Annotated in this window: 14 protein-coding genes and 2 pseudogenes; 5 read left to right on the top strand and 11 right to left on the bottom strand. The window is 68.6% G+C overall.

Going from position 1 to position 13,437, the window contains the following annotated elements; genetic code table 11:
• Window positions 1-342 precede the first annotated feature (342 nt).
• The gene (locus tag AB0M56_RS43690) at window positions 343-1,722 is read left to right on the top strand and encodes an MFS transporter (RefSeq protein ID WP_364187508.1); all 1,380 of its coding nucleotides are present in this window, start codon (window positions 343-345) and stop codon (window positions 1,720-1,722) included.
• On the opposite strand, the gene AB0M56_RS43685 is transcribed toward AB0M56_RS43690, so the two are convergent.
• Both AB0M56_RS43685 and AB0M56_RS43680 read right to left on the bottom strand, forming a co-directional pair.
• The gene (locus tag AB0M56_RS43685; protein ID WP_364187505.1) at window positions 1,694-2,170 is read right to left on the bottom strand and encodes a TetR/AcrR family transcriptional regulator C-terminal domain-containing protein; all 477 of its coding nucleotides are present in this window, start codon (window positions 2,168-2,170) and stop codon (window positions 1,694-1,696) included. The genes AB0M56_RS43690 and AB0M56_RS43685 overlap by 29 nt on opposite strands.
• 21 nt (window positions 2,171-2,191) lie before the next feature.
• A pseudogene (locus AB0M56_RS43680) lies at window positions 2,192-2,302 on the bottom strand (TetR/AcrR family transcriptional regulator); the annotation flags it as partial.
• Between the two features lie 14 nt (window positions 2,303-2,316).
• Between AB0M56_RS43680 and AB0M56_RS43675 the strand changes: the two are divergent.
• A pseudogene (locus tag AB0M56_RS43675) lies at window positions 2,317-2,682 on the top strand (FAD-dependent monooxygenase); the annotation flags it as partial.
• A gap of 1,193 nt (window positions 2,683-3,875) precedes the next feature.
• On the opposite strand, the gene AB0M56_RS43670 reads toward AB0M56_RS43675, so the two are convergent.
• The 4 genes from AB0M56_RS43670 to AB0M56_RS43655 are packed head-to-tail and all read right to left on the bottom strand — an operon-like array spanning window position 3,876 to window position 7,158.
• On the bottom strand, window positions 3,876-4,550 hold the full coding sequence (locus AB0M56_RS43670) for an NAD(P)-binding domain-containing protein (RefSeq protein ID WP_364187503.1): 675 nt from the start codon (window positions 4,548-4,550) through the stop codon (window positions 3,876-3,878).
• Complete coding sequence (locus AB0M56_RS43665; RefSeq protein ID WP_364187500.1) at window positions 4,547-5,584, bottom strand: LLM class flavin-dependent oxidoreductase; 1,038 nt, start codon at window positions 5,582-5,584, stop codon at window positions 4,547-4,549. Before AB0M56_RS43665 ends, AB0M56_RS43670 begins: the two co-directional genes overlap by 4 nt.
• On the bottom strand, window positions 5,577-6,629 hold the full coding sequence (locus AB0M56_RS43660) for an LLM class flavin-dependent oxidoreductase (RefSeq protein WP_364187498.1): 1,053 nt from the start codon (window positions 6,627-6,629) through the stop codon (window positions 5,577-5,579). The genes AB0M56_RS43665 and AB0M56_RS43660 overlap by 8 nt, the downstream gene beginning before the upstream one ends.
• 55 nt (window positions 6,630-6,684) lie before the next feature.
• The gene (locus AB0M56_RS43655) at window positions 6,685-7,158 is read right to left on the bottom strand and encodes a MarR family transcriptional regulator (RefSeq protein ID WP_364187495.1); all 474 of its coding nucleotides are present in this window, start codon (window positions 7,156-7,158) and stop codon (window positions 6,685-6,687) included.
• A 92-nt stretch (window positions 7,159-7,250) separates the two neighbouring features.
• Between AB0M56_RS43655 and AB0M56_RS43650 the strand changes: the two genes are divergently transcribed.
• Complete coding sequence (locus AB0M56_RS43650; protein WP_364187492.1) at window positions 7,251-7,814, top strand: NAD(P)H-dependent oxidoreductase; 564 nt, start codon at window positions 7,251-7,253, stop codon at window positions 7,812-7,814.
• A 196-nt stretch (window positions 7,815-8,010) separates the two neighbouring features.
• Here the strand turns inward: AB0M56_RS43650 and AB0M56_RS43645 are convergent, their stop codons facing one another.
• Window positions 8,011-8,211: a hypothetical protein gene (locus AB0M56_RS43645; RefSeq protein ID WP_364187489.1), complete on the bottom strand. Its 201-nt coding sequence runs from the start codon at window positions 8,209-8,211 to the stop codon at window positions 8,011-8,013.
• A 224-nt stretch (window positions 8,212-8,435) separates the two neighbouring features.
• On the opposite strand from AB0M56_RS43645, the gene AB0M56_RS43640 reads away from it, so the two are divergent.
• Window positions 8,436-9,275: an LLM class F420-dependent oxidoreductase gene (locus AB0M56_RS43640; RefSeq protein ID WP_360589809.1), complete on the top strand. Its 840-nt coding sequence runs from the start codon at window positions 8,436-8,438 to the stop codon at window positions 9,273-9,275.
• Between the two features lie 272 nt (window positions 9,276-9,547).
• Entirely contained in the window at window positions 9,548-9,919 is a 372-nt protein-coding gene (locus AB0M56_RS43635; RefSeq protein ID WP_364187486.1) for an ankyrin repeat domain-containing protein, read from the top strand.
• A gap of 54 nt (window positions 9,920-9,973) precedes the next feature.
• Here the strand turns inward: AB0M56_RS43635 and AB0M56_RS43630 are convergent, their stop codons facing one another.
• The 4 genes from AB0M56_RS43630 to AB0M56_RS43615 all read right to left on the bottom strand — a co-directional run.
• Window positions 9,974-11,440 (bottom strand): catalase, encoded by a 1,467-nt coding sequence (locus AB0M56_RS43630; RefSeq protein ID WP_364187484.1) that lies wholly within the window; start codon window positions 11,438-11,440, stop codon window positions 9,974-9,976.
• Between the two features lie 25 nt (window positions 11,441-11,465).
• Window positions 11,466-11,885, bottom strand: coding sequence for a Fur family transcriptional regulator (locus AB0M56_RS43625; RefSeq protein ID WP_364187481.1), 420 nt, complete (start codon window positions 11,883-11,885; stop codon window positions 11,466-11,468).
• A gap of 320 nt (window positions 11,886-12,205) precedes the next feature.
• Entirely contained in the window at window positions 12,206-12,595 is a 390-nt protein-coding gene (locus AB0M56_RS43620) for a DUF2283 domain-containing protein (RefSeq protein ID WP_364187478.1), read from the bottom strand.
• Window positions 12,596-12,692: 97 nt separating this feature from the next.
• The coding region (locus tag AB0M56_RS43615; protein WP_364187476.1) for a LysR family substrate-binding domain-containing protein at window positions 12,693-13,437 on the bottom strand (745 nt) is incomplete at its 5' end.

Raw genomic sequence — 13,437 nt, 5'->3', positions numbered from 1 at the left:
CAGCCGAAGCATTCACCCCGACAACGGAAACGACCACCCCGCCGCAGTCGCAAACCCAGCCCACTCGTGCGTAACCAAGCAGGCTCCCACCAGACCACCCAGCCGAACCTCGCATCCGGTCAAGGGGGCGAGCCGCGCCGCCGGCTGCCGGAAAGCCGCGCAGCGGCCCGAGCCGACCATGCCTGCGGGCACGACAACCGTGACCGGAATCCACTCAGCCGAACCCTCACACCCGTGCGGAGCCCCATCACACCGCCACCCGCCGCAACGACCCAGCCAAGCCGATGTGATCCCCATCGCGACCGCCCGACCAACCCTGCCAGGCCAGTAATGTCGACCGCCATGGGGTTTCGGCGGGGGTTGGCGCTGCTGGTGGCCGCCACGTTCTTCATGGAGATCGTCGACGCCACGATCATCGCGCCCGCGGCGCCGCTCATGGCGGCCGACCTCGGGGTGAGCTCGGTGGACGTCAACGTGACCATCACGGCCTACGTCCTCACCCTCGGCGTCCTCATTCCGATCAGCGGCTGGCTCACCGACCGCTTCGGCGCGCGCCGCGTGTTCGCAACCGCACTGATCCTGTTCACACTTTCATCATTGGCGTGCGCCCTCGCACCAAACCTTGTGCTGCTGACAACAGCGCGAGTGGTGCAGGGCGTCGGCGGCGCGATGATGGTGCCCGTCGGCCGGCTGGTGGTCTTGCGCGCCACGCCCAAGCAAGACCTGGTCAAAGCGGTCGCCTACCTGACGTGGCCCGCGTTGCTCGCGCCTGTGGTGGCGCCGGTCGTCGGCGGGTTGCTGGCGCAGTACGCGTCGTGGCGGTGGATCTTCGTGATCAACCTGCCCTTGGGCATCGCCGCGCTGGCAGTGGCGTGGGCGATCGTGCCGGACCTGCGCGCGGAGCGGCCCGCGCCGTTCGACCGTGTCGGGTTCGGGTGGGTGGCCGTCGGCACCGCCGCGCTGGTCGTCGCGCTCGAAGGTCTCGGCTCGGGCTTCGGCCCGGCAACGGCCGTGGCGCTGGTCGTGGCCGTCGTCGGCCTCGGCTGGGCGATCCGGCACCTGCTGCGCGCCCTGAACCCCTTGCTCGACCTGCGGATCCTCCGCATCGCGACCTACCGCATCACTGCCGCCACGGGCTCGGTCTACCGCGGCGTGATCACCGCCATCCCCTTCGTTCTCCCGCTGCTCTTCCAGCTCGGCTTCGGCTGGAGCCCCGCCCGCGCCGGCCTGGTGGTCATCGCGCTGTTCGTCGGCAACGTCGGCATCAAACCCGCCACCACCCCGCTCATGCGGCGCTTCGGCATCCGCACGGTGCTGCTCGCGTCGATCCTCGTCGGCGCTGCCTGCCTCGTCGGCCTGGCCTTCGTGGAGGCCGGCACCCCGTTGCCCGTGCTGCTCGCCCTGCTCCTCATCAGCGGCATCTCGCGCTCAACCGGCTTCACGGCCTACAACAGCGTCGCCTTCGCCGATGTCGACGAGCCCCTGATGAACCACGCCAACACCCTGCTCTCGACCCTGCAGGAACTCGGCGCGGGCCTGGGCGTGGCCATCGGCGCACTGCTCATCCGCGCCGGCGGCCTGGTCGCCGCCGACGCGCCCGGCCCGTTCCGCGTGGCGCTGGCGCTGCTGGCCGTTCTGCTGGCAATCCCGCTCGTCGCCGCGATCCGCTTGCCCCACAACGCCGGCAACGCCGTCACCGGGCGTGAATCCCGGCGAGGATGAGGTCGATCCCGGTCAGGAACTGCTCGCGGTCGTCGTGCTCACGCGCCTGACGGGCGACGGCGCGGGTGAACGGGTAGTCGTCCGGGTCGAGCTCTTCCCACGCCGCCGACACCGTGTCGAGGAACTCGGCCCGGTCCACCGCTGATCCGGCCACGCGGGCGTTCGAGGCGTTCTGCGCGGCGGAGCCGAGGATGTAGTGCATCAGCGCCGACGCCACGGTGAACCAGCTGTCCTCGGGCACGCCCAGCGCGCCGACGTGCCGGCCGATGCCCTCGAAGATCCGCAGCGGCACCGATTTCGTCGGACCATGCGACAGCTGCAGCGACACCTGCGTGGCGAGCCACGGGTGCTCGGCGATCGCGTTGAACAGGCCCAGCGCGACGGCGCGGATCTCGTCCCGCGGTGACCCCGCGGCCTCGGCGGGCTCGGCCAGCGCGGAGGCGACCACGGTGTCGGTCGCGGCCTCGAGCAGCTCGCTCTTGTTCGCCACGTGCCAGTAGATCGCCCCGGGCCCGGTGGCGAGGTGCTCGCTCAGCGCCCGGAACGTCAGCCCGCCCTCGCCGGACGCGTCGAGCAGCTCGACGGCGGCCTCGGGGCTGGGCCCCGGAACTCACCGCCCTCATCACCGACGGCGACACCCCACCCTTGCTACGCCCCCACTTCACATTGCCCCTCGACCACCACTGGGACCGCGCGCCGGGCGTCACCCTCATCGGCGACGCCGCCCACCTCATGCCCCCCAACGGCGAAGGCGCCAACCTCGCCATGCTCGACGCCGCCCGGCTCGGCCAAGCCCTGGCCGCCCACCCGGGCAACGTCGAGAAAGCCCTGTCCGAATACGAACAGGAAATGTTCCCCCGCAGTCAGGCGGTCGCAGTCGAGGGCGCCGAAATGCAGGAACTCTTCGCGGGCGGCACCTCGGCCCGCGACCTCGTGGCCATGTTCACCGGCGCCGAGTGAGCGGCACCGGTTCCGCCGGCTTTACCGCCGCGGCACACCAAAGCCGCAGCCGCGCCGCCGGCGGAACCGGCGCCAGCGACAGAGGTCCCGGACGCGGCTGGGCGGCTTCGGCATCCATCGCACCCGGCGTACCTGGACACCGTGGCGATGTTCACCAGCGCCAAATGAGCGGCAACGGAGCCACTGGCTTTACCGCCGCGACACGCCAAAGCCGTAGCCCAGCCGCCGAGGGAACCGCTTGCCAGCGACACAGGTCCCAGACGCGCCTGGGTGGCTTCGGCATCCATCGCACCCTGCGTTCCTGGACACCACGGCAATGTCACCAGCACCAAATAGGCGGCAACAGATCCACTGGTTTCCGCCACGACACACCAAGGCCGCAGCCCAGCCGCCGAGGGAACCGCTTGCCAGCGACACAGCTCCCAGACACGCCTGGGTGGCTTCGGCATCCACGGCACCCAGCGTCCCCGGACGCCATGGCAATGTTCACCGGCACCAAATGAGCGGCAACGGATCCACTGGCTTTGCCGCCTCGACACAACAAAGCCGCAGCCCAGCTGCCGACGGAACCAGCACCTGCACGACAGGTCCCAGACTGGTCCGCGTGGCTTCGGCATTCGCGGCGTCCAACTCTCCCGAACGCCATGACCATAACCACCGCCACCGATTCGGCGGCACCGGTTCCGCTGGCCTTACCGCCGCGGCAAACCAAACCCGCAGCCGCGCCACCGGCGGAACCGGCCAGCGACACAGGCCCCAGACGGGTCCGCATGGCTTCGGCATCCACGGCACCCGGCGCTCCCGAACGCCGTGACCATGACCACCGGCACCGAGCAAGCGACGCCCGTTCTCCTGTTTTACGAAGCGGCAAACCAAACCCGCAGCCGAGCCGCCGACGGAACCGGCCAGCGACACAGGCCCCAGACGGGTCCGCATGGCTTCGGCATCCACGGCACCCGGCGCTCCCGAACGCCGTGGCGATGCTCAGCAGCGCCGAGCAAGCGACACTCGTTCTCCTGATTTACGAAGCGGCACACGAAAGCCGTAGCCAAGCCACCGGCGGAACCGGCGCGAACACCGTCGCGTGGTCTCGGTATCAGCAGCACTCGGCTTTCCCGGACGCTGCGACCGCAGGAAAACCGGCCACCGCGGCGCGGCAAGCGCCCGGCCGCGTCGGCTCGCGGAGGTGGCGTCTAACGTGAGTCTGCCGCCGGTCGCTCGCTGAGGGCACGACCGCGTTCCGACTCCGGGAACCGCTCCAGCATCGTCCGAAGCTCGACGGCCTCGACGTTCGCGCCGAACGTCTCCGCGCCCGGCTCCAGCCGCACGCCCTCGGCCAGACCGCCGGCGGGCACGGGATCGAAGCCGAGCGCATCGACCACAGTGGACACTTCCGCCACGGCCGCGGCGTCGTCGCCGACGAGGGCGATGGCCTTGCGGCCGGGCGTCCCGGCGGGGCGGGCTTCGTCTTCCAGGTCGTGGTAACCCATGTGGTTGAACGCCTTCACAACACGCGCGCCGGGCAGGAATTTCTGCACCGTCTCGCTCGTGGAGACCTCCAGGTCGGCGCGGTGACCGTCCACTTCCCACCAGTAGTTCATGGCGTCGATCACGAGTTTGCCGTCCAGCTCCGCCGCCGGGATGCTGCGGTACTTGCCCAACGGCAGCGCCAGGATCACGACGTCGGCCGAGGCGGCCTCGGCCGGCGTCGTGGCGACGGCGCCCGGGGCGAGGACTTCCACGGTGAGCGCGATCTTCTCCGGCGCACCCGAGCCCGCGATGAGCACGCGGTAGCCGGCCGCCACCGCGAGCCGCGCGAGGACCGTGCCGACCTTGCCCGCGCCGAGGATGCCCAGCGTCTCCGTCATTTCCCCTCCGCCAGCAGGTCCCGCACCATCGGGATCACCTTCGTGCCGTACAGCTCGACCGCGTGCATGCGCGCGCTCGCCGGCTGCGAACCGCTGGAGTAGATGAGGTCGAACCGGCCGACGTCCAGGTCCTTCACCGCGCCGGCAATCTTGCGCGCGACCGTTTCCGGCGAGCCGATGTACATCGAGCCGTGCTCGATTTCGCTGTCGTACTCGGCGCGCTGGATCGGCGGCCAGCCGCGCAGCCGGCCGATGCGGTCGCGGATCACGCGGTAGCGCGGCCAGAACAGTTCACGCGCTTCCTCGTCGGTGTCGGCGATGAAGCCGGGCGAGTGCATGCCGACGGGGTGGGCGGTCGTGCCGAACTCCGCGGCGGCGCGGCGGTAGAGGTCCACGTACGGCGCGAACCGCTTCGCCGGCCCGCCGATGATCGCGAGCATCAGCGGCAGCCCGTAGTGGGCCGTGCGGATCACCGACTGCGGCGAGCCACCGACGCCGACCCACGTCGTCAGGCGGCCCGACTCCGTCTTGGGGAACACGTCGGCCGCGTCCAGCGCCGGACGGAGCGTTCCGCTCCACGTCACGGGCTTCTCGTCGAGTAACTGAACGAACAGGTCGATTTTCTCTTCGAACAGCTTGTCGTAGTCGGAGAGGTCATATCCGAACAGCGGGAACGACTCCGTGAACGAACCACGTCCGAGAATGATCTCCGCGCGGCCGTTGGAGAGTGCGTCGACGGTCGCGAAACGTTGGAAAACGCGCACGGGATCGTCGGAACTCAACACGGTCACCCCCGAGGACAGGTGGATCCGCGACGTGCGCGTGGCGATGCCCGCCAGCACCGTCTCCGGGGTGGTGATCGAGTACTCCGGCCGGTGGTGCTCGCCGAGCGCGATCACGTCCACGCCGATCTCGTCGGCGAGCACGGCCTCGTCGAGCACGTGCCGGATCGCGGCGGCGTAGGACATCGGCGTGCCGGAGTCGTCCTCCGGGACGTCGCCGAAGGTGTCGAGGCCGAAAACCAGGTCAGACATGGGAAGGCGCCTTCGTGAGCAGTTCGCGAACCCGCGGCGCGACCTCGCGGCCGAACAGCTCGATCGACCGGGCGCGAGCTTCGCGGGGCAGGTTCATGATGTCGTACTTCAGGTCGAACCGGTTGAGGCGCAGGTCACGCGCCACGGTCGCGATCTTGCGCGCCACGGTGTCCGGCGAGCCGACGAACAGCGCGCCGCCCTCGATCTCCGCCAGGTAGCGGCGGCGGTCCGGCTTGTAGAAGCCGCGCTCGGCCGCGAGGTTCGCGACCACGGGATGCCAGTACTCCCACCACGTCTCGACGGCTTCGGAGTCGGTGTCCGCGATCAGGCCGAGCGAGTGCTGTCCGACCGGCAACACCGGCTGTCCGAATTGCGCCAGCGCGCGGTGGTAAAGCTCCACGTGCCCGGCGAACCGCTGCGGCCGACCGCCGATGATCGCCAGCATCAGCGGCAGCCCGTACTTCGCGGCGCGCACGACTGAATCCGGGCTGCCGCCCACGCCGATCCACGTCGGGATCCCGCCCGGGCGCATCCGCGGGTGCAGCGTCTGGTCCACCAGCGGCGCGCGCACGGTGCCCGACCACGTCACGGACTCCTCGCGTTGTAAGCGCATGAACAGTTCGAGTTTCTCTTCGAACAGGTGCTCGTAGTCGGCGAGGTCGTATCCGAACAACGGGAACGACTCCGTCGCCGACGCCCGGCCCAGCACCAGCTGCGCGCGGCCGTTGGAGACGGCGTCGACGGTGGAGAAGTCGTGGTAGAGGCGGACGGGGTCGTTGGTGCTCAGGACCGTCACGGACGTGCCGAGCTTGATGCGCTCGGTCGCGGTCGCGACGGCCGCCAGGAGCACCGGCGTCGCGCTGTCGTTGTGGCCCTCGCGGTAGTGCTCGCCGACGCTGAAGACGTCGAGGCCGGCTTCTTCGGCAAGGCGTGCCTCGTCGACGAGCAGGCGGACGGTCTCCGCGTCGCTCAGTGTGCGCGCTCCGTCGGTGGCGACTTCGCCGAAGGAGTTCAGCCCGAACTCGAAGCCGGGGTTCTTCGTCATGCCATCAGGATGCGTCGGCGCGGGGGCCGTCTGCCGCTCCCTCTCATGGAGACCTTCAGCCATCGGCTTCGATGCGCCGGGTGATCTTGTCGGCCGCCGTGCGCAGGGTGCGCAGCTCCGTTTCGGACAGCACGTCGTACACCAGCTCGCGCACGCGCTCGACGTGACCGGGCGCGGACTCGAGCACGTGCGCGTAGCCGGCTTCGGTGAGCACGGCGTGGGTGTAGCGGCCGTCCTCCGGGTCGGGCTCGCGGTAGAGGAACCCGCGCTTCTCCAGCCGGCTGATGAGGTGCGACAGGCGGGAGAGTTCGGCGTTGGTCAGGATCGCCAGCTCGCTCAGCCGCATGCGCCGGCCGGGTTCCTCCGACAGCCCGGCCAGTGCGTAGTACTCGACGTAGCTGAGCTGCGCGTCTTCCCGCAGCTGCTTCTCCAGCTCGGTCGGCAGCCGGTGCAGCAGGTACGTGAACGAGCGCCACGTCTGCAGCTCTTCGGAGTCGAGCCACCGCGGGGCGGCCTGCCGGTGTGTCATGCGTCCCAGTCTAGCGCGTGACTTGAATGTTCAAGTTCGCGTGTCCAGCATTTGACATGAACATTCAAGTCACCTCCGGAAGGAACCGGCACGTGAGTAACCTGAAGATCGCCGTCATCCTCGGCAGCACCCGCCCGGGACGTAACGGCAAGCAGGTCGCCGACTGGGTCTTCGCCAAGGCCAAGGCCCGCACCGGCGCGGACTACGAGCTCGTCGACCTGGCCGAGTTCCCGCTGCCCCACCTGGACGAGGCCCTGCCGCCCACCCTCGGCCAGTACGCCGGCGAGCACACCAAAGCGTGGGCCGCGAAAATCGACTCCTACGACGGCTTCATCTTCGTGACGCCCGAGTACAACCACTCGACGTCCGCCGTCTTGAAGAACGCGATTGACTACCTCTACGCGGAGTGGAACAACAAGGCCGCGGCCTTCGTGTCCTATGGCTCACTGGGCGGCGCCCGCGCGATCGAACACCTGCGCGCCATCTGCAGCGAGCTCCAGATCGCCCACGTGCGCCAGCAGCTGTCATTCTCGCTGTTCACGGACTTCGAGAACTTCGCGTCCTTCGCCCCGGCCACCCTCCACGACGACGCGGCCAACACGCTGTTCACCCAACTGGAGACCTGGTCGGGCGACCTCAAGGCGATCCGGGACTGAGGTCTTTTTCAAGTGGCGCCGCGCCGGCCTTCCTCCGGCGTGGTGCCCACTGTCCACAAGACACTGACGGTCAGCTCTTCTTCCACGTGCACCCACCGGAGGACTTGAAGAACTCGCCCTTCTTAGGGTGATTCACGTAGGTCCGGCGATGTTGTCGTTGGCGATGATGGCGTCGAACGATCCGGTGTCGTTCTTGTCACGCTCCCAACAGCAGTTGTTCACGAATGAGTCGGTCCCGGGGCCCCGCGGTCTTGTACGTGCCCGCCACGATGTCTTCGCCGACTTTGCAGGTGCCGTTGCCGAACTCGGTTTGCGGTCCGCTTGGCCGCGTCGTGCTCGTGGTCGGCGCCGCGGCCTCGATCGCGACAGGCGGCGGAGCCGGCGCGGTCGCGGTCACCGTGACCGTCGTCGGCGAGCCGGTGCTCCGCGCGGCCGTGGGAGTGGCAGGCGCGGCGCGACCAGCACTGACACTGGCCCCCTTGTCCTGAGCCTCAACGCGGTTCGCGCCGTGCCGAGCAGCTGTTACCCGCAAAGGGACACGATTCGGACGAGCGCCCGTCCGCCGCTGCGCACGGCGACGGTGTTGGCAGCTGGGGTTACTCCAGGTTTACGCTCACGACCATGCGATTCGCCATCAAGACTTCGCCCCAGAACACCGTCTGGGAGGACATGCTCGCGGTCTGGCAGGCGGCCGACGAGATCGAGCTGTTCGAATCCGGCTGGACGTTCGACCACTTCTATCCCATTTTCTCCGATTCGACCGGCCCCTGCCTGGAGGGCTGGGTCACACTGACCGCGCTCGCGCAGGCCACCAAGCGGCTGCGCCTGGGCACGCTCGTCAGCGGCATGCACTACCGGCACCCCGCGCTGCTCGCGAACATGGCCGCGACGCTCGACATCGTGTCCGGCGGGCGCCTGGAGATCGGCATCGGCGCCGGGTGGAACGAGGAGGAGTCCGGCGCGTACGGCATGGAGCTGGGCACCATCAAGGAACGCAGCGACCGTTTCGAGGAAGGCTGCGAGGTCCTGATCAGCCTGCTGACGCAGGAAACCACCACCTTCAAGGGCACGCACTACCAGCTCACCGACGCCCGCAACGAACCCAAGGGCGTCCAGAAGCCCCACCCGCCCATCTGCATCGGCGGCAGCGGCGAAAAGCGCACCCTGCGCACGGCCGCGAAGTACGCCGACCACTGGAACTTCACCGGCGGCACGCCCGAGCAGTTCGCGCACAAGCGCGACGTCCTGCACCGCCACTGCGCCGACATCGGCCGCGACCCCAGCGAGATCACGCTGTCCTCGCACGTGCGCCTGGAGCCCGACCTGGACTACGCCGCGGTCGCCAAGCAGGCCGAGGGCCTCGGCGAGGCCGGCCTCGACCTGGCGATCGTCTACCTTCCGCCGCCGCACACCCCCGCGGTGCTGGAGCCGCTGGCGAAGGCACTCGAACCGCTGCGCTGATCTTTCACCGGGGCCGCGCACACACTTGTGTGCGGCCCCGTCGTGGGAGGTCGAGGCTTCGGAATACCGAGCCGGTACCACTCGGCCCTGTCCACAGAAGACTTGTCTGCAGGGCTTCCAAAACATCCCTAAAGCACTCACTCGCTCGATCCATTCAGGACGGACGAGCACCGGCGCGAGTCCGCGGAAACCACCGGCCCGGCATCTCTCTCCGGCCAGAAGCCCCCACTTCAGATTCCGGAACACGCATCACGCGATGCTAAAATTCCACCATGCCCGCTGACGAAAACGAAGACCTCCGGAAACGAGCTCGCACCGTCATGGCGGACCTCGCGCGTGCAGGCAACACGAAAGAGCTCGCGGAGTTCATCGAGCACGGCCTGGACGTCAACGTGCTCGACGAGGCCGGCAATTCACTCCTCATGCTCGCCGCGTACCACGGGCGGGGCGAGACCGTGGAGTACTTGCTGCGGCACGGCGCCGATCCCGACATCTGCAACGCCCGCAACCAGTCGCCGATCGCGGGCGCCTTGTTCAAGGGCGAGAGGGAAATCGTCGCGGCGCTGAAGAAGGCGGGTGCCGATCTGGACGCTGGGACTCCGAGCGCGCGGGAAGCCGCGAAAATGTTCGGGCAGAGCCTGTAGAAAAGCCGCGCCCCCGTCGCAGCGACGGCGACGGGGGCAGCGGCCACAAAGGACTTACAGCGCGCCCAGGGCCTCGCAGGCCTTCTGCACACCCTCACCGTAGGCCGGGTCGGCCTTGGTGCAGTTTTCGATGTGCCGCTGGACGGTTTCCTTGCGCGCACCCTTGATCGCGCGCGCCGTGTTCTCGAACAGACGCTGTTGTTCGTCCGCGGACAGCAGGCGGAACAGGTTGCCCGGCTGGGTGAAGTAGTCGTCGTCGTCTTCGCGGAAGTTGAAGTGGTCCGCGGTCGAGCCGACGGCCTGCGCCGGGTCGGCGTAGGCGGGCTGCTCCTGCCAGCGGCCGAAGTTGTTCGGCTCGACACCGGGGACGCCACCCTGGTTGCCGTCGACGCGCATGGCGCCGTCGCGGTGGTAGGTGTTGACCACCTTGGCGCCGCGCGGGTAGTTGACCGGGATCTGGTGGTGGTTCACGCCGACGCGGTAGCGGGCGGCGTCACCGTAGGAGAACAGGCGGCCCTGCAGCATCTTGTCCGGGCTGAACGAGATGCCGGGGATCAGGTTCGCCGGGGTGAAGGCGGCCTGCTCGACGTCGGCGAAGTAGTTGTCCGGGTTGCGGTTGAGCTCGAACTCGCCGACCTCGATCAGCGGGTAGTCCTTCTTGCTCCACACCTTCGTCAGGTCGAACGGGTGGAAGCGGTAGGTCGCCGCGTCGGCCTCGGGCATGACCTGCACGAACAGCTTCCACTTCGGGAAGTCGCCACGCTCGATGGCGTCGAAGAGGTCGCGCTGGTTCGACTCGCGGTCGGCGGCGATGACGGCGCCGGCTTCCTCGTCGGTCAGGTTCTCGATGCCCTGCTGGGTACGGAAGTGGAACTTGACCCAGTTCCGCTCGCCCGCCGCGTTGATCAAGCTGTAGGTGTGCGAGCCGAAGCCGTGCATGTGCCGGTACGACTTGGGGATGCCGCGGTCGGTCATGATGATCGTGACCTGGTGCAGCGCCTCGGGCAGGTTCGTCCAGTAACCCCAGTTGTTCTCCGGGTCACGCAAGTTGGTGCGCGGGTCACGCTTCACCGCGCGGTTGAGGTCGGGGAACTTCAGCGGGTCGCGGTGGAAGAACACCGGCGTGTTGTTGCCGACGACGTCCCAGTTGCCCTCTTCGGTGTAGAAACGCAGCGCGAAACCGCGGATGTCGCGCTCGGCGTCGGCCGCGCCGCGCTCACCTGCGACGCTCGAGAACCGTGCGAACATCTCGCACTCGTTGCCGACCTTGGCGAAGATCGCGGCCTTCGTGTACTGCGAAATGTCATGCGTGACGCGGAAAGTACCCCACGCGCCGGAGCCCTTGGCGTGCATGCGGCGCTCCGGGATGACCTCGCGGTCGAAATGCGCCAGCTTCTCGATGAGCCACAGGTCCTGCAACAGCACCGGGCCCCGCGGGCCCGCGGTGACGCTGTTCTGGTTGTCCACGACCGGCGCACCCGCCGCCGTCGTCAGCGGTTTGGTGTTCTCCTCGAAAGCCACTTCATCTCCTTCAGGTGGTGGACAGTCAGTTTTCGTTGCAGGAAGGGCAAAGGCCCCAGTACGTCACTTCGGCCTCGTCGATGACGAACCCGTTGGTGCTCACGGGTGTGAGGCAAGGCCGCTCCCCCGCCGCGCAGTCGACGTCGGCGACCGCACCGCAGCTGCGGCACACCACGTGGTGGTGGTTGTCGCCCGTGCGCACCTCGAACCGCGCCGGCGACCCGGCCGGCTCGATGCGCCGCACCAGCCCCACCTCCCCCAGCGCGGCGAGGATGTCGTACACCGCCTGCGTCGACACCGCACCGAGCTCGGAGCGCACCGCGCGGACCACCGCCTCGACGTCTGCGTGCGGCCGCTGCGCCACCGCGTGCAGCACGGCGGTCCGCTGCTTGGTGACTCGCAGTGAGACACCCCGCAGACGTTCCGCAGGATCGGTGGCCGGCACAAGGGCATCAGACCATGTTTTCTGGAACAAGTCCAGACTAGAGAATGGATACGTTCAAGTGAATCGAAGTGCTCATCCGAGCAAGGCGTGTGACTTCAGTAGTGCCTTGACCAGGGGCGACTGTGCGTCGGTGATCAAGAGTTGGTGTTTTGCCGACGCACCCTTGGTCGGATTCGCACATCCGATGAGATGGTAGTCACAGGAGTTGATCACCGGCGAGACTCGAGTGTTCGTTCTCGCGCATGAGTACACAAAGTGATGATCGTGCTGACGGTGTGTGCGCCCACCGGACGGCCGCACCCTCCACCAGCGGCGACGTCCTACTTCCGCGTCATTCGCAGCTTGGCGATCTCCCTCGCCCAGGCCAGGAACGCCACCGGCACAGCGCCTCGACTGGGATTGATGGTCACGGTCGCATCGGTCCACGAGCTGCCGCGCGGTACGGGAAGGACGAGAACGGCCGCATCCTCACGCCAGGCGCGATCGCGGAACTCGATCAGGCGCTCCCCCTCGGTGACGACATCGAACAGTTTGATTTCGCTGCCGTTGAACGTTTCCTTCGCCGCTGTCACCCTTCGGAAGTCTTTGCCCCGCGCCGGCCGGTCGATCCGTTCGGCTCCGTCGAGCAGAAACCGGGGAAGTTTGCCCCGCGCATCCAGCATCTCGACACCCAGGACACGACCGTCCGCCGAGAAGTCCAGGTTGATCATGCCGCCCACACCGTTGGGATCACACGGATACATGTGCAACCTTCCGCGCGCCAAGACGACCGCGACTGCTCAAGGTAACGGCAAACAGCCGCCACCATCAGAACCCTTCAACCTCGCCTTCCAACGTCGCCGTGCGAAAGGCCTCCGCAAGACGCGCCGCGGCGTCCGAAGGGCGGCCCGGGAGGCGCGCAAGCAAGATGCGCCGCCGTTCGGAAGGGCCGCCCCGGACAGGAAGGACACGGACGCCGGGCGGGAGGACCGGAGTGAGCGCGGTGGGCACGGTCGTGATGCCGCAGCCGGCGGCGACGAGGTGGAGCTTGGCGAGCCAGTCGCGTGCGGTGTGGGCGATGTCGGGGCGCTCGTCGAGGCCGGGCCAGACGCCCATGACGAGCTCGTCGCGCGAGCCGGCGATCCAGCGCTGGCCGGACAGATCGGCGACGTCGATGAACTCGCCACGCGCGAGGGGGTGGCCGGTGGGCACGGCGACGCACAGGCTGCGTTCGGCGAGGGTCTGCACCTGCAGTGCCGGGGTTTCGCTGTCCGGCGGGCGGAAGGGCGGCGCCGACGCGATCAGCGCCAGGTCCAGCGTGCCCGCGCGCAGCGCGCGGACCAGCGCGGGCGTGCTGCCTTCGCGCGTGGTCACGGTGATGCCCGGGTGCGTGCGGCGCAGGTCCGCCAGCGCGCGGGGCACCAAGGCGGCGCCGGCGCTGGCGAACCAGCCCAGCCGGACGCTTCCGTGACCGTCGGGCAGGCCGACGAGGTCGCGCGCCGCGGGGGCAACCAAGAGGACAACAGTTGGGGCGCGGCGCACGGCCAGGCCGGGCGGCGGTGTGGGACGCGCG

It is taken from the genome of Amycolatopsis sp. NPDC051372 (genome assembly GCF_040682095.1).
Taxonomy (GTDB): domain Bacteria; phylum Actinomycetota; class Actinomycetes; order Mycobacteriales; family Pseudonocardiaceae; genus Amycolatopsis.
The sequence above is the reverse complement of the archived record's forward strand: the minus strand, read 5'-3'. Positions and strand labels throughout refer to the sequence as shown.

Excerpts from the sequence above, each read along its gene's own strand:
- AB0M56_RS43655 (WP_364187495.1), bottom strand. The coding sequence starts at position 7,158 with ATGACACACCGGCAGGCCGCCCCGCGGTGGCTCGACTCCGAAGAGCTG.
- AB0M56_RS43665 (WP_364187500.1), bottom strand. The coding sequence starts at position 5,584 with ATGTCTGACCTGGTTTTCGGCCTCGACACCTTCGGCGACGTCCCGGAG.
- AB0M56_RS43660 (WP_364187498.1), bottom strand. The coding sequence starts at position 6,629 with ATGACGAAGAACCCCGGCTTCGAGTTCGGGCTGAACTCCTTCGGCGAA.
- AB0M56_RS43690 (WP_364187508.1), top strand. The coding sequence starts at position 343 with ATGGGGTTTCGGCGGGGGTTGGCGCTGCTGGTGGCCGCCACGTTCTTC.
- AB0M56_RS43670 (WP_364187503.1), bottom strand. The coding sequence starts at position 4,550 with ATGACGGAGACGCTGGGCATCCTCGGCGCGGGCAAGGTCGGCACGGTC.
- AB0M56_RS43620 (WP_364187478.1), bottom strand. The coding sequence starts at position 12,595 with ATGATCAACCTGGACTTCTCGGCGGACGGTCGTGTCCTGGGTGTCGAG.
- AB0M56_RS43635 (WP_364187486.1), top strand. The coding sequence starts at position 9,548 with ATGCCCGCTGACGAAAACGAAGACCTCCGGAAACGAGCTCGCACCGTC.
- AB0M56_RS43640 (WP_360589809.1), top strand. The coding sequence starts at position 8,436 with ATGCGATTCGCCATCAAGACTTCGCCCCAGAACACCGTCTGGGAGGAC.